20 protein-coding genes and 1 pseudogene are annotated in these 20429 nt (G+C 62.5%); 11 read left to right on the top strand and 10 right to left on the bottom strand.

What is annotated here, in order from left to right; all coding sequences use genetic code 11:
- Nucleotides 1-41 precede the first annotated feature (41 nt).
- From TRP66_RS00370 to speB, 6 genes are all read right to left on the bottom strand, one after another.
- Nucleotides 42-839, bottom strand: coding sequence for a transporter substrate-binding domain-containing protein (locus TRP66_RS00370; RefSeq protein ID WP_333399338.1), 798 nt, complete (start codon nucleotides 837-839; stop codon nucleotides 42-44).
- 32 nt (nucleotides 840-871) lie between these two features.
- The gene (locus TRP66_RS00365) at nucleotides 872-1909 is read right to left on the bottom strand and encodes an isopenicillin N synthase family dioxygenase (protein WP_333399337.1); all 1038 of its coding nucleotides are present in this window, start codon (nucleotides 1907-1909) and stop codon (nucleotides 872-874) included.
- Entirely contained in the window at nucleotides 1906-2766 is an 861-nt protein-coding gene (locus TRP66_RS00360) for a sugar phosphate isomerase/epimerase family protein (protein WP_333399336.1), read from the bottom strand. Before TRP66_RS00360 ends, TRP66_RS00365 begins: the two co-directional genes overlap by 4 nt.
- A gap of 42 nt (nucleotides 2767-2808) precedes the next feature.
- The gene (locus TRP66_RS00355; RefSeq protein WP_333399335.1) at nucleotides 2809-4320 is read right to left on the bottom strand and encodes a purine-cytosine permease family protein; all 1512 of its coding nucleotides are present in this window, start codon (nucleotides 4318-4320) and stop codon (nucleotides 2809-2811) included.
- 129 nt (nucleotides 4321-4449) lie between these two features.
- Nucleotides 4450-4851 carry a nuclear transport factor 2 family protein gene (locus TRP66_RS00350; protein ID WP_333399334.1) on the bottom strand — a complete coding sequence of 134 codons (402 nt, stop codon included), beginning with the start codon at nucleotides 4849-4851 and terminating at the stop codon, nucleotides 4450-4452.
- Nucleotides 4848-5807, bottom strand: a complete 960-nt coding sequence (speB, locus tag TRP66_RS00345) for an agmatinase (RefSeq protein ID WP_333399333.1) — start codon at nucleotides 5805-5807, stop codon at nucleotides 4848-4850. Before speB ends, TRP66_RS00350 begins: the two co-directional genes overlap by 4 nt.
- Nucleotides 5808-5965: 158 nt before the next feature.
- On the opposite strand from speB, the gene TRP66_RS00340 reads away from it, so the two are divergent.
- Nucleotides 5966-6859, top strand: a complete 894-nt coding sequence (locus TRP66_RS00340) for a LysR family transcriptional regulator (protein WP_333399332.1) — start codon at nucleotides 5966-5968, stop codon at nucleotides 6857-6859.
- Between the two features lie 133 nt (nucleotides 6860-6992).
- Here TRP66_RS00340 and TRP66_RS00335 read toward each other — a convergent pair whose 3' ends face one another.
- Together TRP66_RS00335 and denD are read right to left on the bottom strand one after the other, a co-directional pair.
- Nucleotides 6993-8399: a GntP family permease gene (locus tag TRP66_RS00335; RefSeq protein WP_333399331.1), complete on the bottom strand. Its 1407-nt coding sequence runs from the start codon at nucleotides 8397-8399 to the stop codon at nucleotides 6993-6995.
- Between the two features lie 62 nt (nucleotides 8400-8461).
- Nucleotides 8462-9418, bottom strand: a complete 957-nt coding sequence (denD, locus tag TRP66_RS00330; RefSeq protein WP_333399330.1) for a D-erythronate dehydrogenase — start codon at nucleotides 9416-9418, stop codon at nucleotides 8462-8464.
- Nucleotides 9419-9622: 204 nt separating this feature from the next.
- On the opposite strand from denD, the gene TRP66_RS00325 reads away from it, so the two are divergent.
- The 4 genes and pseudogenes from TRP66_RS00325 to TRP66_RS00315 all read left to right on the top strand — a co-directional run bounded on the left by TRP66_RS00325 (nucleotide 9623) and on the right by TRP66_RS00315 (nucleotide 12680).
- On the top strand, nucleotides 9623-10330 hold the full coding sequence (locus TRP66_RS00325) for a FadR/GntR family transcriptional regulator (RefSeq protein WP_333399329.1): 708 nt from the start codon (nucleotides 9623-9625) through the stop codon (nucleotides 10328-10330).
- Between the two features lie 136 nt (nucleotides 10331-10466).
- Nucleotides 10467-11297: pseudogene (locus TRP66_RS23495) on the top strand (PAS domain-containing protein); the annotation flags it as partial.
- A 12-nt stretch (nucleotides 11298-11309) separates the two neighbouring features.
- Nucleotides 11310-11843, top strand: coding sequence for a methyl-accepting chemotaxis protein (locus TRP66_RS23490; RefSeq protein ID WP_442965152.1), 534 nt, complete (start codon nucleotides 11310-11312; stop codon nucleotides 11841-11843).
- Between the two features lie 75 nt (nucleotides 11844-11918).
- On the top strand, nucleotides 11919-12680 hold the full coding sequence (locus TRP66_RS00315; protein ID WP_333399328.1) for a carbon-nitrogen hydrolase family protein: 762 nt from the start codon (nucleotides 11919-11921) through the stop codon (nucleotides 12678-12680).
- A 99-nt stretch (nucleotides 12681-12779) separates the two neighbouring features.
- On the opposite strand, the gene TRP66_RS00310 is transcribed toward TRP66_RS00315, so the two are convergent.
- A complete protein-coding gene (locus TRP66_RS00310; RefSeq protein WP_333399327.1) occupies nucleotides 12780-13733 on the bottom strand; it encodes a GlxA family transcriptional regulator in 954 nt (317 codons plus the stop codon).
- A 147-nt stretch (nucleotides 13734-13880) separates the two neighbouring features.
- On the opposite strand from TRP66_RS00310, the gene TRP66_RS00305 reads away from it, so the two are divergent.
- From TRP66_RS00305 to TRP66_RS00280, 6 genes are all read left to right on the top strand, one after another.
- Entirely contained in the window at nucleotides 13881-14825 is a 945-nt protein-coding gene (locus tag TRP66_RS00305) for a choline ABC transporter substrate-binding protein (protein ID WP_333399326.1), read from the top strand.
- Nucleotides 14826-14892: 67 nt separating this feature from the next.
- Complete coding sequence (locus TRP66_RS00300; RefSeq protein WP_333399325.1) at nucleotides 14893-15777, top strand: 3-keto-5-aminohexanoate cleavage protein; 885 nt, start codon at nucleotides 14893-14895, stop codon at nucleotides 15775-15777.
- Between the two features lie 16 nt (nucleotides 15778-15793).
- Nucleotides 15794-16759: an L-carnitine dehydrogenase gene (locus TRP66_RS00295; protein WP_333399324.1), complete on the top strand. Its 966-nt coding sequence runs from the start codon at nucleotides 15794-15796 to the stop codon at nucleotides 16757-16759.
- A 10-nt stretch (nucleotides 16760-16769) separates the two neighbouring features.
- The gene (locus TRP66_RS00290; RefSeq protein WP_333399323.1) at nucleotides 16770-17249 is read left to right on the top strand and encodes a thioesterase family protein; all 480 of its coding nucleotides are present in this window, start codon (nucleotides 16770-16772) and stop codon (nucleotides 17247-17249) included.
- 126 nt (nucleotides 17250-17375) lie between these two features.
- Nucleotides 17376-18674, top strand: coding sequence for an MFS transporter (locus TRP66_RS00285; RefSeq protein ID WP_333399322.1), 1299 nt, complete (start codon nucleotides 17376-17378; stop codon nucleotides 18672-18674).
- Nucleotides 18675-18684: 10 nt separating this feature from the next.
- Nucleotides 18685-19461 (top strand): substrate-binding domain-containing protein, encoded by a 777-nt coding sequence (locus TRP66_RS00280; RefSeq protein WP_333399321.1) that lies wholly within the window; start codon nucleotides 18685-18687, stop codon nucleotides 19459-19461.
- Here TRP66_RS00280 and TRP66_RS00275 read toward each other — a convergent pair.
- Nucleotides 19447-20355: a LysR family transcriptional regulator gene (locus tag TRP66_RS00275; protein ID WP_333399320.1), complete on the bottom strand. Its 909-nt coding sequence runs from the start codon at nucleotides 20353-20355 to the stop codon at nucleotides 19447-19449. The genes TRP66_RS00280 and TRP66_RS00275 overlap by 15 nt on opposite strands.
- Between the last annotated feature and the right edge of the window lie 74 nt (nucleotides 20356-20429).

Here is a 20429-nt window from a genome sequence, read left to right as displayed (position 1 = left end):
CATCCCACGGGCTCCCGCCACGTTTGTCTGTCTGCCTCGGATCAAGCCGGTTCGAGGTTGTACTTCTTCAGCATTTCGCCGTACTCGCCGCTCTGCTTGTAGGTCTCGACGACGCTGCGCAGTTTTTCCAGCAGCTCGGCATTGCCACGTTTCACGTAGATGCCTAGCGTCTGGGGATAGAGGGATTTCTCCGAACTGATCACGATCCTGCCGCGGGCCTTGTCGACGATCATTTTCGCGGCGGCGGAAATTTCCAGGTGCGCCTTGATATTGCCGGACATCAACGCCTGGGAGGCTTCAGCCGTGGTCGGGAACTCACTGATCGCGATTTCGCTCTTGTTCTGCTTGACGCAGTAATCGGCCGATACCGCCTTGAGCTGGTTGATCCAGTTGGTGCCCTGCTGCAGGCCGACTTTCAGGCCGCACAGGTCCTCGGGTTGCTGCGGTTTGGCGGTGCTGTCACCGCGCACCATGATCGCTGCGCCAACCTGCGCGTACGGAATGGCTTCCGCCTGCTTGGTACGTTCCTCGGTGATGTACATTCCGGAAATGATGGTGTCGAAGCGGTTGGCGTTCAGACCCAGGATCAGGTTGGGGAACCGTGTGTCGACGAACTCGACCTTGAGGTCACCCAGTTGCCTGGCCAGAGCGGCCGATATTTCCGGGTCGAAGCCGACTACCTTGTCGCCGTCGTAGGATTCGAACGGCGGATAAGAGATCTCCATGCCGACCTTGAGTGTGCCGGGCGTGGCGGTGAGAGCAGCCTGGGCGCTGCCCGCGGACAGGGTCGCGCCCAGGATCAGGGCAGCGGCAAGGCTCGAAAACGTGGTGCTTGGCATAGTCGTCATTCCAGATTGAGGGAAAAGGCAGGTCAAGAAGTCACGTTCTGGTTTTTCAGGTGCCCGAAGCTTGAAGGCTTTCTGGCGTGCTGCGGCAAGGCAATCTGCCCGTCCGCCACACGCTGGCGCAGGTATCGATAGGTCTGCAGGGCCTGGGCCCACATGTGTTCGCCAATGGTGATGGGCGCGTAGCTCTGCTCGCTGTCCGCGAACTGAGGCAAGGGTTTGATCTCGGTGTGGTAGTCGCAGGCGTAGAACAGTGGAAACGAATAGCGCTCCTGCCGGACCTTGCGCACCCGGTGGGCAGTGGCGACGAAGGCGCCGGCGGTCATCACTTCCAGCATGTCGCCGATATTGACCACGAAAGCGCCGTCTACCGGGGGCGCGTCTATCCACTCGCCCTGCTCGTTCATCACTTCCAGCCCCGGCTGGTCGGCCTTGAGGATGGTGAAACACTCGTAATCGGTGTGTGCGCCGATACCCGGCGCGTCCTGCGCATCGCCGTCGAACGGATAATGAATCAGGCGCAGCTTGGAGGGCGGGAACCGGGCCATGTCATCGAACGCGTGCTCATCCAGCCCGAGCGCCAGCGCGAACCCCCGGAACAACTGGTGTCCCAGCGCGAATACCGCCTGGTAGTAAGCCTGCACCGCCGGCTGGAAACCTGGCAGCGTCGGCCAGTCGTTCGGCCCGAGCAGCGGCGTTCCGGCCAGCACCAGCGGGTTGTCGGCGGGGACTTCGAAGCCGATGTCGAACGCCTCTTTGCGGTCCGGTTTGCCGGTGCCGTACACCTCCTCGCCCTCGGGGACGAAGCCTTTATGGGTCTGCGAGGTGCCGATGTAATGACGCATCTTGGCGTCCAGCGGCTGGTCGAAATACTGCTCGGCGGCGCGATGCAGATCGTCGATCAGCTCTGGCGCGATGCCATGGCCGGTGATGTACAGAAAACCCACGCGCCGGGCGGCTTCGCCCAGCGCTCCGGCAACGGCCTGGCGGTCTTCCAGGCGCTCGCTGAACAGTCCTTGGATGTCGACGACGGGGATGCGGGTGAAAGCAGCACGTTCAGTCATGGAAGCACCCTCTCCGCGCGGTTGGAAAAAGCGGTGAAATGTTCGCGCTCGGTGCGGCCCATCCAGGCGTTGAGGCTCCACAGATCGGCGACCGGCACATCGGTGAACGGCAAATGCTGCAAATAGCCATCGGGGCCAAATTCCGGCGTCAGCGTGGTGCCGGTAAAGCCTCGGGCCTGTTGCGAGCGCCAGATCGCTTCCCAGTGCCGCTGGTGAAACGCCAGCGCGGCCGCGTGTTCAGGCGCACCGGGATGCGGCACCTGCGGCCCCTGGTCGTAGCCGACGCGGGCCTGAATGTGATGCACGCGTTCGACGAAGGCACTCAGGTCGTCCGCCGGATCGTCGAGCAGGCGCTCGCAGGTCACCACCCAGTGGCTGATGTCGCTGGTGAAACGCAGATTCGGGACCTGTTCGATCAATTGCAGGGTCAGCCACGGATTGAACAGCGACCGCGCCCGATGGGTTTCAAAGCTGCAGGTCATGCCGCTGCGGTGTGCGATCTCCAGTGCCTCGCCGAAGAAATCCACCTGCCGGGCCAGCGGCCAACGGTCGTTGCCCGCCAGCACATTGACGAAACGCGGTTCCAGCTCAGCCGCCAGTTGCAACTTGCGGGCAAAGTCGGCCAAGTGCTCGGCCGGCGTCGCCGACTGCACCGGCAGGACGGCGGCCGAGGTGAATAGGATCGCGATGTAGGGCACCTGATTGTCCCGCAGGAACGCCGCGAACGCCGCGCGCTCGGCGGCATCGTCGGGAATGCGGGCTTCGAAACCGTCGAAACCAGCCGTGCGAGTCTCCAGCAGCGCCTGTTGCCAGGTGCCGCGATATCCCCAGAGCGTACGAAATATTTCAAGTTTCATGGGCAAGCCTCGGCGTTCGTGCCCGCCTGGGCACGGCGCGGATCACGGATGGGCGGTGGCTGGCTGAGTGGCGTTCAGGGCCTTGCGGCCGAGCATCGGGTGCGCGCCTTTGGGGCCGTACACTGACGCAGGCTCCGGAAAGGTGCGCAGCAGGGTCAGGTAAAGCAGCGCCGCCAGGCCCAGGGTAATCGGCAGGCTGATATCGATACCACCGGCCAGTTCGCCGAGCGGTCCGACGAACTGCCCCGGCAGATTGACAAAGCACAGACCCACCGCCGCGCTTGGAATCCACGCGCCCAGGCCGCGCCAGTTCCAGCCGTGGTGGAACCAGTAGCGCCCGCCTCGCTCGCCACGGCTGAAGACCTGCAAGTCATCGGCATGGTAGAAACCGCGACGGCTGATCATCCCCAGGATCATCACCATCATCCACGGGCTGGTGCAGGTGATGATCAGCACCGCGAAGGTCGACACGCTCTGCACCAGGTTGAAGGTAAAGCGGCCGATGAAAATGAAGGCAATCGCCGCCACACCGATCAGCAAGGTCGCGCCGGCGCGGCTGAGCAAGCGTGGGAACATGCTCGACATGTCCAGGCCGGTGCCATACAGCGCGGTGGTGCCGGTCGACAGGCCGCCGATCACGGCGATCAGGCAGACCGGCAGGAAGAACCAGACCGGCGAGATCGCCAGCAGGCCGCCGACATAATTGTTGGCCTCGATGTACTGCGGCGCCTGGGTCGCCACCAGGGTGGCGGTGCACAGCCCGAACAGGAACGGAATCAGCGTGCCGGCCTGAGCGGCGAGTACCGCCAACATGATGCGGGTCTTAGAGGTGTCACGCGGTATATAGCGCGACCAGTCGCCCAGAAACGCACCGAACGACACCGGGTTGCTCATCGCCAGTAACGCCGCGCCGATGAACGCTGCCCAGAAGCCGGGCTGCTGGAGATTGACGCTACCGGCATAGCTGGCGTCGAACGCGCCGCCGAACGCCAGGATGCCCAGCAGGAACAACAGGCTCGATGCCCAGACCGCAATCTTGTTCACCCACAGCATGAAGCGGAAGCCGAAGATGCAGACCGCCAGCACCAGCACCGCGAACAACCCGTACGCCAGCCCCAGGCTGAAGTCAGTTTCCGGCAGGCCCACCAGCCGCTGCGCGCCGCCTACCAGTGCATCGCCGGAACTCCAGACGGACAGGGAAAAGAACGCCACTGCGGTCAGCAGCGACAGGAACGAGCCTACGATGCGCCCGTGCACACCAAAATGCGCGCCGGAAGAAACCGCATTGTTGGTGCCGTTGATGGCGCCGAACAGGCCCATCGGCGCGAGGATCAGTGCGCCGAGCGTCACGCCCAGGATGATCGCCCAGGCGCCGGCCTGAAACGACAATCCGAACAGCACCGGGAAGCTGCCCAGTACCGCCGTGGCGAAGGTATTCGCACCGCCGAAAATCAGCCGAAACAGATCGATAGGGGAAGCGTGGCGTTGACTGTCGGGTATCTGTTCGACACCGAAGGTTTCAATCCGGGTTTGAGTACGCGTCGAATGACTCATGTGTTGCTCCAGCGCCTGTCACGGTTGTTGTAAGGCCAGCGCAGGCACGCTGACCCTTTATGGCCGCCCGTTGACCCCGGGCGGAGGGTTAAAGCGATTTATTGTTATGCGGCTGGCACTCACCAGTGCTCAGCTCAGTACCTCAGACAAATGCTCATGCCACGCCAGCCAGCGCTCGCCTTCGAGGCGAAACACGATTGTCTCGCGCTCTTTGAGGCGCAGCTCCTCGTTGCCGACTCGCACATGGGTCGCCACGTCATGAATGAAAATTCCCACATCGCCGTGCACGTCGACGTGTGCGTTGCTCGACTCACAACCCAGCACCGCAAAACCGTCGGCCTGCCACTGGCGCCATAAAGCCTCGTAAGCCGCCCGCGAGGTCAGCGGCTCGGCCAGGGTATGAAACACAAAGCTGGCGTTCTCGCTGAAACAGTCGAAATATCGGGCCGTGTCATTGCTGGCAAAGGCACTCACCAGATTCCGCGCCGCCTCCAGAACTTCGGTTTCACGGCTCTGGGTCGCGACGTTCATCGACGCACCACGCCGGGCAGCACGCAGAGCATCTCGTACAGCAGGTTCGCGCCCAGCAACGAGGTGTTGCCGGTGGTGTCATACGGAGGCGACACCTCGACCAGATCGCAACCGATCAGATCCAGCCCCTGGCAGCCACGAATGATTTCCAGCGCCTGAATGGTGGTCAGACCGCCCACTTCCGGCGTGCCGGTGCCCGGAGCCCAAGCAGGATCGATGCCATCGATATCGAACGACAGATACACCGGTCCCCCGCCCACTTTCTCGCGCACCTCGGCCATCAGTGGCGTCAGCGAGCGGTGCCAGCATTCCTCTGCCTGCACCACACGGAAGCCCTGCTTGCGGCTCCAGTTGAAATCCTCGGCGGTATAGCCTTGCGCCCGCAGACCGATCTGCACCACGCGGTCGCTGTCCAGCAAGCCTTCTTCCTGCGCACGGCGGAACGTGGTGCCGTGCGCAATCTTCTCGCCGAACATGTGGTCGTTGACGTCGGCATGCGCATCGATGTGCACCAGGCCGACCTTGCCATGCTTCTTGTGGATGGCGCGCAGGATCGGCAGGGTCAGGGTGTGGTCGCCGCCCAGGGTCAGCGGCACGATGCCGTGCCCCAGGATCCGGTCGTATTCCTGCTCGATGATGCGCACCGCTTCGAGCAGGTTGAAGGTGTTGATGGGCACATCGCCGATGTCCGCCACGTTCAGCGAGTCAAAAGGCGCAGCGCCGGTCGCCATGTTGTAGGGACGAATCATCACCGACTCGGCGCGGATCTGGCGCGGTCCGAAGCGGGTGCCGGAGCGCAGCGAGGTGCCGATGTCCAGCGGAATGCCTATGAATGCCGCGTCCAGACGGTCAAGTTCTTCAGGCGCTTGCACATGGGGCAAGCGCAGCATGGTGGCGATACCGCCGAAACGGGGCATCTCGTTGCCGCCCAGGGGCTGGTGGAAAGTCGTGTCCACTAGGTGGCCTCATCTTGAAGTCATTGAAGTGGCCCGATTCTGGTGCGCGGTTGTTGGCGGAAGAATCGCTGGCGGCAAATACTTAGTTCAGAGATTTCTGAACTAACAGCGGATAGACTGCCGCACGAATCGTCTTGCCCTTGCCCGGAGCCCTCTCGATGTCCACTGCCCTGCCCGACCTCAAACTGCTGCGCATTTTCGCCTGCGTAGTACGCCATCAGGGTTTCGCCGCCGCGCAGCAGGAACTCAACCTCTCCACGTCGGCGATCAGCACCTACATGAGCCAGCTGGAAACGCAGCTGGGCCTGGTGCTCTGCCACCGCGGTCGCGGGGGCTTCAGCCTCACCAGCAAAGGCGAACTCTTTCATCAGGAAACCCTGCGGCTGCTGGCCGAACTTGAAGGTTTCGAGCGGTACAGCGCCGCGCTCAAGGGCGAACTGCGCGGGACCCTAAATCTCGGCGTACTGGATTCCACTGTGAGCGATCCGGCCCTGCCCCTCGCGGACGTCATCGGCGCGTACAGCAAGGAGCACCCCGCCGTGCACCTGCACCTCTCGGTGCTCAGCCCGGCGCAGTTGCAACTGGGCGTGCAGGAAAACCGACTGGACCTGGCCATCGGCGCCTTCTCCGTGCGCATGAACGGCCTCATGTATCAGGCGCTGTACCGCGAACAGCACTGGTTGTATTGCAGCGACCGTCATGAGCTCTTCGAGCAGCGGCGTATTCCGGCCGAAATCATCACCCAGCAGCGCATGGTCGGACGTGGCTACTGGAGCCAGGCGGAACTGGCGCGGCACGGGTTCAAGCACAGCGCGGCGACGGTCGAGTCGATGGAAGCCCAGCTGATTCTGGTCCTGTCCGGCGCCTATATCGGCTATCTGCCGGAGCACTACGCGCAATTTTGGGTGGATCAGAAGCGGCTAAAGGTATTGCTGCCGGCGACCTTCGGCTATCAGGCGCCGTTTTCCCTCGCTCTGCGACGCGGACGGTCCAGAGAGCCGCTGATCCAGAGTTTTCGAGACCGCCTGAAGGGATGGTTCGAAGGCGGTTGACCGCTGAAATGAAGCATGCGCGGTTCGAAATCGATACCAGCGCATGCGCATGCTCTCTGCACCCTCGAGCCGGCATCGGGAATGCAAGTCACCGACATCAGGCAACTGCTTCCCGAGCGGCCAGAAAGTGCTCTCAGCCCAGAATGGCGTTGAACACCAACAGCGTCAGCAACGAAGTCAGCCACCCGAGGGTAGTGGGGACAGACCAGGTCAAGAGCTGGTGTTTGGCGCTCCTGACGCCCAGCATACGGTTGACGACCCAGAAGTAGCTGTCATTGAAGTAGCCGAAAACCATGGAGCCGATGGCTGCGGCCTGGGCGGCGAATACCATGTTGACGTCGGGAATCGACGCCAGAATGGGAGCCGCAATGGAAGCGCCGGTGATCATTGCGACCGTGCCGCTGCCCTGGATCAGACGCACCAGCGAGGCAATCACGAACGGGATCAGGACCGCCGGCAACGGCAGCGTAGCCACCCACTCACCCATGTACTGACCTGCTCCACTGTCGCGCAGCACCGCACCCAGCGCGCCGCCGGCACCGGTGACGAGCAGAATGATCCCTGCGCTCTCGACGCCCTTTTCCATTTCCGCGATGACCTCGTCACGAGGACGACGCGGCACGAGTCCGTAGAGCGCGACAACGACACCCAGGCCCACAGCGATCACCGGATTACCGATGAACGCGATGATCTGGCCGAACACGCTTCGGGTCAGATCGCCGTTACCCTCGAGCTTGGCAAGGGCCAGGACCAGCGTATTGGCGAAGATCAGCAGGATCGGCAACAGGATCGGCAACATCGACAGCCACAACGGCGGGAGCTCGGCTTCGCGCGCATCGGCGCGGTCCATGACCTGGCGATAGGCAGCCGCAGGTTCGACCGGTGCCTGGCCGCTCTGAGCGATCATCGCTTCGATTCGCGGCCCCATGAAGCGCGCATAGGCCACCAGCACGAACGTCGCCGGAAGGGTGAATACCACGCCCCAGAAAATCATCAGCCCAACGTCGATATTAAAGATGCCGGCGATTCCCAAGGGGCCCGGGGTCGGCGGGACGGCGTGGTGGGTCAGCATCAGGCCGCTGGCCAGAGCGATGCCGAGGGTGAGCGCGGATTTGCCTGTATTGCGCGACAGGGCTTTGACCAAGGGGTTGAGGATGACGAATGCCGAGTCGCAGAAAATCGGCACCGACACGATGTAGCCGGTCACCATCATGGCCCACTCTTCACGCTTGCTGCCCAGCCAGCGGACAAAGCTGTACGCCATGCGCTCGGCGGCCCCGGATACTTCGAGCAGACGTCCCATCATCACGCCGAAGCCAATCACCAGGCCGATGGTGGACAGCGTGGCGCCAAAACCCGTGGTGACCGATTTGACCAGCGCGTCGGGGGCCATGCCACCGACCAGTCCGGAGATCGATGCGGCGATGATCAACGCCAGGAGCGCGTGGATACGAGTCTTGAGAACCAGCACGATGAGTACGACGATGGCCAAGACCAGCCCGACCATCAGCTGCGGACCGGCGATAGAAGCTGCGTCCATTGAAAATTCCCTCTTGTTGTTATTGGAATGGAACTTCGGCGCCCGTCGGGCGCCGTCCTGGGTTAAGGGTTCATGTCTTCCAGATGAGCCTGGACGATGCCGTCGAAGTCCTGGTCGACCACAAAGCCCAGCTGCAACGAGCGTTGAATATCGAAGTCGCCAGGCCAACTGCAGACGATGCGCTGCACGCGCTCGTCCGGTTCATGGCTGACCAGCGAAGTCGCCGCTTCACCTCCAGCTCGCGCGAGGCTGTCGAGCATCTGGCGGACCTGCACGCTGATACCCGGCAGGTTCAGCGTCCGGCGCAGACCTAGCGCCTGCGTGTCCAGCCGGGCTGCATGCACCAGGTTGTCGATGACGGTCCGAGGTGATGACAACCACAGGCGGGTGTCGAACGGAACAGGACAATTGCTGGGTTCACCCGCCAGCGGCTCGCGCAGGATGCCGCTGGCAAACGACGATGCTGCTGCATTGGGCTTGCCGGGGCGTACGGAAATTGTCGGCAGTCGACACACCAGACCCTCGACGAAACCTTTGCGGGAGTAATCGTTTATCAGCAGCTCGGCCATGGCTTTCTGGGCACCGTAGGAGGATTGCGGCAGCGGGGCCAATGATTCGGGGACTTGCTCGGGCATGGGTCCCCCGAATATGGCCAGCGAGCTGGCGAATATGAAACGTGGCGTTTGAGCCTGATGTCTGCAGGCTTCGAGCAGCGCCCGTGTGGCGTCGAAGTTGACCCGCATGCCGAGATCGAAATCCGCTTCGGCCTGCCCGCTGACCACAGCCGCCAGGTGATAGACCACAGACGTCTGCCCGTCGATCAGAGTCGCTATAAAATCGGAGTCCGAAATGTCGCCCGTGCGCGAAATCACGCGCGGGTCATTGACAGGGCTGGCGGCCAGATCGACTGAAATGATCTTGCCGTTGGCGGGGAGCAGGTCGTTGGCGGTGGGCGCAAGCAGCGCCTCGATCAAACGGGAGCCGAGAAAGCCGGCGCCCCCGGTTACCAGGATATTCATGCATCGCACTCCGCTTGAGGAGAATATGATGGGGCGCTCTGACTGGCCCCGTGTTTTTGTTGGAGGACTCAGTTGACAGCTGGTTGTCAGATAGCTGGTTGTCATGTTGTATGATGAATTTTCGTTTAACGCAACCGTTCATGGGATGCCCGGTCCTGGCCGTGTACCCCACAGCGTTTTGGTTGTCAGGAGACTCTATTGGAAATGCTGGACGATGACGCCCCGAAACTTGCCGAGCGCCTGGCTGAGCGCTTGAGCATGGCGGTACATGATGGCCGGCTCGCCCGGGGCACGCGATTGCCTACTGAGCAGGCGTTATGCGAACAGTATGGAGTGAGTCGTACAGTGGTGCGCGAGGCCATCTCGATGCTCAAACGCGAAGGCATGCTCACCTCTCGTCAAGGCAGTGGCACGTTTGTCGTGGCCAACCCTTCTCTCGCGCTGCGGCTGTCGCCGCCGCAAGGCGATTTCGAAGCCGTGGTGGAAATTCTCGAGTTGCGCGGCGCGCTTGAAATCAAAGCGGCGGAATTGGCCGCCGCGCGGCGCAGCAACGCTCATCTGCGGAGTATGCGCAATGCGCTGGCCGAACTCGACGAGGCGGTCGAGCGAGGTGAGGATGGCGTTCGCGAAGACCTCGCGTTCCACCGCTCGGTCGTGGCGGCCACCGGCAACCAGCATTTTCTGGAAACGATCGATTTTCTGCATCAACTGCTTCAGCAGACCATCATCGTTACCCGACGTAACGAGGCGCGCAATGCCCAGTACATGCGCCAGGTCGACCAAGAGCATCACGCAGTGCTCGATGCAATCGCAGCGGGCGACAGCGAAGCTGCGCGCCAGGCAGCCTCGACTCATCTGCACAACGCTGCGGCCCGTTTGCGCGAAGCGCAAAGCGAACCACCGACCTCTTGAACGAGCGCCTTTTATTGCGTGGTTTCCGACAGAAGTACAGGACCTATCGAGGCGATAGTCACCGCCTACTGTTGAACTGCTGATGACGGCCGATAGCGTTATGGCAAATGGCCGCATTCGTTACTATGCGTGAGTGATGAATGTCTGGCCAGGCGATCCCTCTAACGGCTGGCACTCCATTCAGGTGCGCGACATGTTGTTCAACAATTCAATCAAATCCGAACTGGCCGCCCTTCGCGACCAATTGGCCTCAGTCGAACAGGTCCGTGAGGGCCTGGACGAGGACATGATCGTGGTCCGTCTGGACGCAACCGGCCGGATCGAGCACGTAAACGCCAACTTCGAGCGCGAGCTGCGGTACAGCACGGCCGAGTTGCAGGGCCGGCCATTGATGAAACTGGTACCCGAAGCGGTCCGCCAGGACGAGTTTCACCGCCGCATCTGGTCCGCGCTGCAACGCGGCGACAACTTCAGCGGTGCCCTGCGAATCCTGCGCAAGGACGACAGTGAGGCATGGCTTCGCGTACTGCTGCACCCGATCCGCAGCGCGGACCGGCAACTGACGGCATTCGTGATCTACGCCAGCGACCTGACCCGCACCATCGAGAGCTCCCGCGAGCAGGAAAGCCTGATCAAGGCGCTGATGCGCTCGACCGCCGTCATCGAATTCGATCTACAAGGCCATGTGCTGGCGGCCAATGATCGCTTTCTGCAAGCCATGGGCTTTCGCCTGGAGCAGATCCGCGGCAAGCACCACCGCCAGTTCTGCACACCGGAAGATGCCGGCTCACCAGAATATCTGGAGTTCTGGGACCGGCTGCGCACCGGCGAATTCATCGCCAGCCGCTTCAAGCGTGTGGATGCCGCGGGCCGCACGGTCTGGCTGGAGGCCTCCTACAACCCGGTGTTCGATGCTTGCGACCGTCTGGTCAAAATCGTCAAGTTCGCCACGGTGATCACTGATCAGGTCAACCAGGAAATGGCCGTGTCCGAGGCGGCCACCGTCGCCTACTCCACTTCGGTACACACCGATGCCGCCGCCCAGGGCGGTGCCGACGTGGTGCAGAAGACCGTGGCCGTCATGCACGAACTGGCTGGCCATATGCAGCAAGCGGCCCAGGGCATCGAGGCGCTGGATCAACAGAGCCAGGTGATCGGCACCATCATCAAGACCATCAGCGGCATCGCTGAACAGACCAACCTCCTGGCGCTCAACGCCGCAATCGAGGCAGCACGCGCCGGAGAGCAAGGCCGGGGTTTCGCGGTCGTGGCCGACGAAGTCCGCCAGCTTGCTTCGCGCACCACCAAGGCCACGGCGGAAATCGCCGACGTCGTTCAGCAGAACCAGCGCCTGGCCTCGGACGCGGTCACGGTCATCGGCAGCGGCCGACGCCAGGCCGAGGCGGGTCTCGACCTGGCGAATCAGGCCGGCTCGGTCATCCTGGAGATTCAGGATGGTGCTCAGAAAGTGGTCAAGGCTGTGGAGCAGTTCGCCAACCGGTTGAATGGTTAAGCCTGTCTACTTCAACGCGCCAGATAGCACATTGGGCAGGGCCGGGTTAGGATCGGGCTATTTTCGGAGATAGCCATGCTGGCACCCGCCTTTGCAGCTGCCCAATGCGCCGTTCGGGCTGGAGATATCAGTAGTAATCTGGCCCTGCACATGGCCTTCATGCGCCACGCTCGCGAGCAAGGCGTGAAACTGCTGCTGTTCCCGGAGCTGTCGCTTACAGGATATGAGCCGAGCCTCGCCGAGGCGCTGGCTCAGGAGAGCGACAGCCCGCTGCTTTCGCCGTTGCGACAATTGGCGCAAGAAACTTCCATGACCACCGTGGTGGGTTTGCCGTTGCGCAGGCCCGGCCACTCCAAACCGCTGATCGCCGCTTTCGTATTCCATCAGAGCGGTTCGCTGAGCGTCTACACCAAGCAGCACCTGCACCTCGGCGAAGAGCAATACTTCGAAGCGGGTGATGGCGGGGATTTGCTGCTGATCGACGACACCCGCATCGCCTTGTCGGTCTGCGCCGATTTCAGTCACCCGGAGCATCTGGCGCAGGCTGCGCAACGTGGTGCGCAGGTGTATGCCACCAGCGTGCTCATCGGTGACAGGGGCTATCCCCATGACAGCTCGCTGTTGCAGAGCCACTCGGAGCGTCATGGAATGGCCATCCTCATGGCAAATCACGGCGGCCCGACAGGTGGGTGGTCTGCTGCCGGTCAGAGCACGTTCTGGGACGAGCAAGGTCGCCGCGTGGCATCCACGGTTGGGACGGGGAACCGGCTGCTCGTAGTCTCGAAACGACCGGACGGTTGGCAGGGATTCGGAACCCCGGTATCCGCCAGTTGCTGATCCGGCAGATGCGACTGCTACGCAGCCGATCGCGGATAAATCCGCTCCTACGGGGCGGTGTCGATCAGCCGGATTCGCGCTGCTTCTGTAGGAGCGGATTCATCCGCGAAGCGTACGACCGGCCCGCCGCTCTTCACGCGGGCATCGGCCGAACCGGGCCTTGTAGCTCCGGGCAAAATATGAGGGCAGCTCGAACCCGCAGGCGACGCTGATCTGGGTCACGGTCATGTCCGACTGGCGCAGCAGTTGCCGGGCCTTGTCGAGCCTGAGCGCAAGGTAGAAGCGGCTCGGCGTTTCGTTCAGGTGCTCGCGAAACAGCCGCTCCATCTGGCGCCGGGTCACTTGTATCCGGGACGCCAGCTCGAGGGTGCCCAGAGGCGGCTCGGTGTGTTTCTCCATATCTTCGATGGCACGTACCAGCTTGCGATTGTTGATGCCGTAGCGGTTGGCGATCTGCATGCGCTGGTGATCCTGGCGCGGGCGAATCCGGCCGAGCACGAACTGTTCCGAAACCTGCACCGCCAGTTGCGGGCCGTGGGCCTCGGCGATCAGATGCAGCATCAGGTCGATCGACGCGGTGCCGCCTGCGCAGGTAATGCGTCGGCGGTCGATCTCGAACAGCTCTTGCGTTACCTCCAACCCTGGATAGCGCTCCTTGAAGGCCGCTAAAGCTTCCCAGTGCAACGTCACTCTGTACCCGTCGAGCAGACCAGCCTCGGCCAGCACCTGTGCGCCCGTATCGATGCCGCCGAGCACGACGCCGTCGTGATCGAGGCGACGCAGGCTGCGCTGCAGTATCGCGTTGTACCCGGCCAGCGGATCGAAGCCTGCCACCACCAACAGGACTGCGCCCTGCCCCAGCACTCCCAACGGCGCATCGGCGCTCACCGACATGCCGTTGCTGGACGCAACCGGGCCACCGTCCAGGCTCAATATGTGCCAGCGATACAGGCCCTCGCGAAAACGGTTGGCGACCCGCAAAGGTTCCAGTGCCGAGATGAAGCCCATCGCCGAGAACCCCGGCAGCAGTAAAAAGTGAATCGTTTCGGGCATCGCTGAGGCCTCTGTGCACGCAGTGGTCGCCACAGTGCCAGTGTGGGTCGCCGCCGTGCGATTTTCCACCACGCCGACGGCGTAGATTATTCAGCGAAGTCCACCCTCTGATCTCCAGAACCATAACTTCCGCCTGGGAGAAGCATCATGCACAGCATGATCCGTCGCAGTCTGCTGACGCTCGCCGTCAGCATCACTTTCAGCACGCCGCTGCTGGCCGCCGAGCCGGACGCCTGCAAGAACGTCCGGCTCGGCGTGGTCAACTGGACCGACGTCATTGCCACCAGCGCCATGGCCCAGGTACTGCTCGACGGACTGGGCTACAAAACCAAGCAGACCAGCGCCTCGCAGCAAATAATCTTCGCCGGGATTCGCGACAACCGCCTGGACATGTTTCTCGGCTACTGGAATCCGATCATGACCCGGACCATCACGCCGTTCATCCAGGCCAATCAGCTCAAAGTGCTGGACGCGCCCAGTCTGGACGATGCCCGCGCAACCCTGGCGGTGCCCCGCTACCTGGCCGACAAGGGCCTGAAAACCTTCGCTGACATACATAAATTCGAGAAGGAACTGGACGGCAAGATCTACGGCATCGAGCCCGGTTCGGGCGCCAATACCCAGATCAAGGCGATGATCGACAAGAATCAGTTCGGCTTGGGCAAGTTCCAGCTGGTCGAATCCAGCGAGGCCGGCATGCTGGCGGCAGTGGATCGCGCCGTGCGGCGCAAGCAGGCGGTGGTGTTTTTCGGCTGGGCGCCGCACCCGATGAACGTCAATGTGGACATGACCTACCTCTCGGGCAGCCAGGACGCTCTGGGGCCTGATGAAGGACGGGCAACGGTCTGGACGGTCACCGCGCCGGATTATGCCCAGCGCTGCCCGAACGCCCACCGATTGCTGACCAATCTCAAGTTCAGCGCCGAGGACGAGAGCCGCATGATGCAGCCGCTGCTCGACCACAAGGATCCGCTCGATTCGGCCCGCCAGTGGCTCAAGGATCACCCGCAGGATCAGAAGCGCTGGCTCGAAGGCGTGACCACCTTCGATGGCAAGCCGGCGGCCGAAAACCTGCGGCTGACCGCCAACTGACTCTTCGAACCCTCGCACTCCGTCGCCATGGCCGCGGAGTGCATCGACACGCCTCAAGGATAACGACATGAATCACGACGTCATCATTACCTGTGCCCTGACCGGCGCCGGCGACACTGCCAGCAAGAGCCATCTGGTACCGGTGACTCCTCAGCAGATCGCCGCTGCCGCCGTCGAAGCGGCCAGGGCCGGAGCCACGGTGGTCCACTGCCATGTACGCGACCCGCGCACCGGCCGTTTCAGCCGCGACGTCGCGCTGTACCGGGAAGTCATGGAGCGCATCCGTGAAGCCGATGTGGACATTATCGTGAACCTGACCGCGGGAATGGGCGGCGATCTGGAGATTGGCCCCGGCGAGAACCCCATGGCCTTTGGCGAAGGGACCGACCTGATCGGCCCGCTGGAGCGACTGGCCCATGTCGAAGCGCTGCTTCCGGAGATCTGCACGCTAGACTGCGGCACGCTCAACTTCGGCGACGGCAACAGCATTTATGTGTCGACTCCGAATCAGCTGCGCACCGGCGCCCGGCGCATCACCGAGCTGGGCGTGAAAGCCGAGCTGGAAATCTTCGACACGGGTCACTTGTGGTTCGCCAAACAGATGATCAAGGAAGGCCTGCTGCACGACCCGCTGTTTCAGCTGTGTTTGGGAATTCCATGGGGAGCACCGGCCGACACCGGGACCATGAAAGCCATGGTCGACAACCTGCCGGCGGGCGTCACCTGGGCCGGCTTCGGCATTGGTCGCATGCAAATGCCCATGGCCGCCCAGGCGGTGTTGCTCGGCGGCAACGTGCGGGTCGGTCTGGAAGACAACCTGTATCTGGACCGTGGCGTATTGGCCAGCAACGGTCAACTCGTGGAGCGCGCAGTGGAAATCATCAACCGCCTGGGCGCCCGGGCACTGACCCCGGCCGAAGGTCGGGAAAAAATGAACCTGACCCGCCACTGACTCAAAGGACGCTGACATGACTTTCATCACCGAGATCAAGACCTTCGCCGCGCTCGGTAGCGGCGTCATCGGCAGCGGCTGGGTGGCACGCGCCCTCGCCCATGGACTGGACGTCGTTGCGTGGGACCCGGCACCCGGCGCCGAACAGGCTTTGCGCCAGCGCGTCGCCAACGCCTGGCCAGCCTTGGACAAACAAGGCCTGGCGGCCGGCGCGTCGCAGGACCGTCTGCGCTTCGCCGACACGGTGGAAGACTGCGTGCGCGATGCCGATTTCATTCAGGAAAGCGCCCCCGAACGGCTGGACCTCAAGCTTTCGCTGCACGCCAGTGTCAGCGCTGCCGCCAGACCGGATGCGGTCATCGGTTCCAGCACCTCCGGCCTCTTGCCCAGCGAGTTCTACGAGTCGGCGACCCATCCGGAGCGTTGTCTGGTCGGTCATCCCTTCAATCCGGTTTACCTGCTACCACTGGTGGAAATCGTTGGCGGGAAGCGTACCGCGCCCGAGGCCATCGAGGCCGCCAAGGCGGTCTATACCCGGCTCGGCATGCGACCGCTGCACGTGCGCAAGGAAGTCCCCGGTTTCATCGCCGACCGACTGCTCGAAGCACTCTGGCGCGAGGCGTTGCATCTGGTGAACGACGGCGTTGCGACCACCGGCGAGATCGACGACGCCATCCGCTTCGGCGCCGGCCTGCGCTGGTCGTTCATGGGGACTTTCCTGACCTACACGCTGGCAGGCGGTGACGCCGGCATGCGCCATTTCATGGGCCAGTTCGGCCCTGCGCTGCAACTGCCCTGGACCTATTTGCCCGCGCCGACGCTGACCGACCGGCTGATCGATGACGTGGTCCAGGGTACGTCTGTCCAGCAAGGCGAGCGCTCCATCGCGCAACTCGAACGCTATAGAGATGACTGCCTGCTGGCCGTGCTCGATGCCGTCAAACAGGTCAAGACCAGACACGGTATGGCTTTCGACGAATAGGGACGGGCAGATGCCTGCGCTGATCACTTACCGAACGCCCATTCAGGCCGACTGGGTCGACTACAACGGCCATCTGCGCGACGCGTATTACCTGTTGATCTTCAGTTACGCCACCGATGCCCTGATGGACCGCATCGGGCTGGACAGCGAGAGCCGCGCGCAGAGCGGGCATTCGCTGTACACCCTCGAATGCCACCTCAACTTTCTGCATGAGGTCAAACTCGCCACCGAAGTCTGGGTACAGACCCATATCATCGGCTTCGATCACAAGCGGCTGCACCTCTATCACAGCCTGCATCGCGATGGTCTGGACGAAGCCTTGTCGGCCAGCGAGCAGATGCTGTTGCACGTGGATCTTGAGGGGCCTAGATCGGCGGCATTCGGATCGCGCAGCCTGGAAGCGCTGCGCGAACTGATGGTGCTGCAGGGAGATCAGCCGGCACCGCCATTCAGCGGCCGGGTCATCAGCCTGCCCCAACAGAGACCCTGATGATCCCGATTGATCGCAAACCTGCATCAATCGATGAGAAATGAACGTTTATCCTCAGCAATGATTTGTCACAGAATCTCCAGCAACAAGCGCTTACAACACTCTAAAAAAACGCTGGAGAACAAGATGAATCAGCACACGACCCCGTCGAAAGGCGGGAAGTCCAAGGCCGGTATGGTCCTGCGCGTCACCTCGGGAAACTTCCTCGAGCAGTTCGATTTCTTTCTGTTCGGCTTCTACGCCACTCAGATCGCTGCGGCATTTTTCCCTTCCACCAATGAATTTGCCTCATTGATGATGACCTTCGCCGTGTTCGGCGCGGGCTTCCTGATGCGGCCGCTCGGCGCTGTGCTGCTCGGCGCCTATATCGATGATGTGGGACGACGCAAAGGCCTGATCGTGACCCTGGCAATCATGGCCAGCGGGACGCTGCTGATCGTGCTGGTTCCGGGCTATGCGAGCATCGGCTTGTGGGCGCCCGCGCTGGTGTTGCTTGGCCGGCTGCTCCAGGGCTTCTCGGCCGGGGCCGAAATGGGCGGCGTGTCGGTTTACCTTGCGGAAATGGCGACGCCAGGGCGCAAGGGCTTTTATGCCAGTTGGCAGTCGGCCAGTCAGCAAGTGGCCATCGTGGTCGCCGCCGGTCTTGGCTATGGACTCAACCAGTGGCTGGCCCCCGCGGAACTGTCCGAGTGGGGCTGGCGGATTCCGTTTGCGGTCGGTTGCCTGATCATTCCGTTCATCTTTCTGCTGCGCCGCAGCCTGCAGGAAACCGAAGAGTTCTCGACGCGCAAACATCGGCCGAGCATGAAACAGGTGTTCGGCACGCTCTACAGCAACGCGAGCATCGTGATCCTCGGCATGCTGATGGTTGCGATGACCACTACCGCGTTCTACATGATCACCGTCTACGCGCCGACCTTCGGCAGATCCGTTCTGCAACTGAGCGCCAGCGATGCGCTGATCGTCACGCTGCTGGTGGGTATTTCGAACTTCGTCTGGCTGCCCATCGGCGGCGCCCTGAGCGACCGGTTCGGCCGCAAGCCGCTGCTGGCGGCCATGTCGCTGCTGACGGTCGTCAGCGCCTACCCGGCGTTGTCGTTCCTGGCCCAGGCGCCCAGCTTCGCTCACATGCTCGAAGTGCTGCTGTGGTTTTCCTTCCTGTACGGCTTGTACAACGGCGCGATGATTCCGGCCTTGACCGAGATCATGCCCGTGGAAGTGCGGGTGGCGGGCTTTTCGCTGGCGTACAGCCTGGCAACCGCCGTGTTCGGCGGCTTTACTCCGGCCGTGTCGACCTGGCTGATCCACGCGACCGGCGACAAGGCCGCGCCGGCTTACTGGATGATCTTCGCCGCGCTGTGCGCATTCACCGCCACCTTCGTGCTCTATCGTCGTCTTTCCACTCGGGCTCTGGCTACCGCCTAAGGATGTTGTGATGAAAAAACTGTTCAAACCCTTGTCGATCCTGGCGCTGGCCAGCTGCGCATATTCCCATCTCGCCCAGGCCGAAGACCTGACGGTGATGACATCCGGCGGTTTCACCGCGGCCTACCAGAAGCTGGGCCCGCAATACGAGCAGAAGTCCGGCGACACGCTGAACACGGTACGCGGCCCTTCGATGGGCAAGTCGCCCGAAGCGATTCCCAATCGGCTGGCGCGTGGCGAGCATGCCGATGTGGTGATCATGGTGGGTTACGCCCTGGACGAGCTGATTCGCCAGGGCAAGGTCGACCCCGCTTCACGGGTCGAACTCGCCGACTCGCGGATCGGCATGGTGGTCAAGGCGGGGGCTGAAAAGCCTGCGATCGGCACCGGGCAGGAGTTGAAAAAGACCTTGCTGGACGCCCGCTCCGTCGCGTACTCCGACAGCGCAAGCGGCGTCTATATCGAACAGCAGCTGTACAAGAAGCTGGGTATCGAGCAGCAGCTGGTCCCCAAGAGCAAAATGATCGAGCGGATTCCGGTCGGCTCGGTGGTTGCCAAGGGCGATTACCAGCTTGGGTTCCAGCAGGTCGCCGAGCTGCTGCCGGTGGAGGGCGTCAGTTTCGTCGGCAAGATCCCGGAAGATCTGCAATCGGTGACCCGATTCGCTGCCGGTATCCCCAAGACAGCGCAGCATCCCGCCGAAGCGAAGAAACTGCTCGAGTACCTGTCATCCCCTCAGGTGCAAGACGAAGTTCGCGCCACCGGGCTGGACTCAGTCGCCCGATAAAGTACCCGGCAGCGTCCTGATCAGACGCTCCAGTTCAAGTGCCGCGGGCGTGAGCGTACGCCCGCGGCGCCTGAGCAATCCCATGTGCCTGGCGATTTCCGGCTCGACCAGCGCGACGCTGGCCAGGATCGGATGCGGCGTCGCCGGCATGGCAATCGACGGCACCGCCGCAATACCAAGACCTGCCTCGATCAGACCCAGTACGGTGGTGACATGCCGGGCTTCGCAGATGCTTTCCCGGTCGCTCGGCGTCCCGGACAACGCCCGGTCCAGCACCAGGCGATTGCCCGAAGACCTATCCAACGTGATGTAATCGTATTCGCAGGCCTGCGACCAGGTAACCGACGTCTTGCCCGCCAGCGGATGGTCCTTGCGACAGGCGATCACGTAACGCTCCTCCAGGAGCGGGAGGAACTCCACTTCCGACGGCAGATTACTGTCGAAACTCACCCCGAAATCCGCTTCCCCTGAGGCGACGGCGACGCTCACTTCGTTTGCTGAAGCATCGATCAGCTTGATCCTGATCCGCGGGTACTGGCTGTGAAAATCGCGAATCGCCTGTGGCATGAAGTAATAGGCCGCCGAGGGCACGCACGCTACGGTCAGCGTACCCCGCCGCCCCGCTCCGCCGTCGCCGATACTCAGCAGCGCCAGATCGAGATCGTCGAGCAGCCGTTCGACCTGAGGCAGGAAGGCCCGACCGACATTGGTCAACGACACCTTGCGCGTGGTCCGCTCGAAGAGCCTGACTCCCAATGCCGTTTCCAGCTTGTCGATACGACGACTCAGCGCGGACTGAGTGATGCGTATCGAATCCGCCGCCCGACGAAAACTGCCGGTCTCGAATACAGCACGAAAGGCCTGCAGGTCGTTCAAGTCGAAGTTGATGCTCACCGGACTACCATGGTTTGATCGAAGATGTGCATCAATGATATTCGGTGAAGCGCCTGCAGGCCATCCGCCGGCTT

Source organism: Pseudomonas sp. JDS28PS106 (genome assembly GCF_036706555.1).
In the GTDB taxonomy this organism is placed as follows: domain Bacteria; phylum Pseudomonadota; class Gammaproteobacteria; order Pseudomonadales; family Pseudomonadaceae; genus Aquipseudomonas.
Note: the sequence above shows the minus strand (reverse complement) of the source record. Positions and strands in the feature narration are given on the sequence as shown.

Bases quoted from the DNA above. Each gene is read 5' to 3' on its own strand.
- TRP66_RS00315 (WP_333399328.1), top strand. From the start codon at position 11,919: ATGCTGGCACCCGCCTTTGCAGCTGCCCAATGCGCCGTTCGGGCTGGA.
- TRP66_RS00310 (WP_333399327.1), bottom strand. From the start codon at position 13,733: ATGCCCGAAACGATTCACTTTTTACTGCTGCCGGGGTTCTCGGCGATG.
- TRP66_RS00355 (WP_333399335.1), bottom strand. From the start codon at position 4,320: ATGAGTCATTCGACGCGTACTCAAACCCGGATTGAAACCTTCGGTGTC.
- denD (WP_333399330.1), bottom strand. From the start codon at position 9,418: ATGAATATCCTGGTAACCGGGGGCGCCGGCTTTCTCGGCTCCCGTTTG.
- TRP66_RS00290 (WP_333399323.1), top strand. From the start codon at position 16,770: ATGCCTGCGCTGATCACTTACCGAACGCCCATTCAGGCCGACTGGGTC.
- TRP66_RS00365 (WP_333399337.1), bottom strand. From the start codon at position 1,909: ATGACTGAACGTGCTGCTTTCACCCGCATCCCCGTCGTCGACATCCAA.
- TRP66_RS00370 (WP_333399338.1), bottom strand. From the start codon at position 839: ATGCCAAGCACCACGTTTTCGAGCCTTGCCGCTGCCCTGATCCTGGGC.
- TRP66_RS23490 (WP_442965152.1), top strand. From the start codon at position 11,310: ATGGCCGTGTCCGAGGCGGCCACCGTCGCCTACTCCACTTCGGTACAC.
- TRP66_RS00285 (WP_333399322.1), top strand. From the start codon at position 17,376: ATGAATCAGCACACGACCCCGTCGAAAGGCGGGAAGTCCAAGGCCGGT.
- TRP66_RS00335 (WP_333399331.1), bottom strand. From the start codon at position 8,399: ATGGACGCAGCTTCTATCGCCGGTCCGCAGCTGATGGTCGGGCTGGTC.
- TRP66_RS00295 (WP_333399324.1), top strand. From the start codon at position 15,794: ATGACTTTCATCACCGAGATCAAGACCTTCGCCGCGCTCGGTAGCGGC.
- TRP66_RS00340 (WP_333399332.1), top strand. From the start codon at position 5,966: ATGTCCACTGCCCTGCCCGACCTCAAACTGCTGCGCATTTTCGCCTGC.
- TRP66_RS00305 (WP_333399326.1), top strand. From the start codon at position 13,881: ATGCACAGCATGATCCGTCGCAGTCTGCTGACGCTCGCCGTCAGCATC.
- TRP66_RS00360 (WP_333399336.1), bottom strand. From the start codon at position 2,766: ATGAAACTTGAAATATTTCGTACGCTCTGGGGATATCGCGGCACCTGG.
- TRP66_RS00325 (WP_333399329.1), top strand. From the start codon at position 9,623: ATGCTGGACGATGACGCCCCGAAACTTGCCGAGCGCCTGGCTGAGCGC.
- TRP66_RS00300 (WP_333399325.1), top strand. From the start codon at position 14,893: ATGAATCACGACGTCATCATTACCTGTGCCCTGACCGGCGCCGGCGAC.
- TRP66_RS00350 (WP_333399334.1), bottom strand. From the start codon at position 4,851: ATGAACGTCGCGACCCAGAGCCGTGAAACCGAAGTTCTGGAGGCGGCG.
- TRP66_RS00280 (WP_333399321.1), top strand. From the start codon at position 18,685: ATGAAAAAACTGTTCAAACCCTTGTCGATCCTGGCGCTGGCCAGCTGC.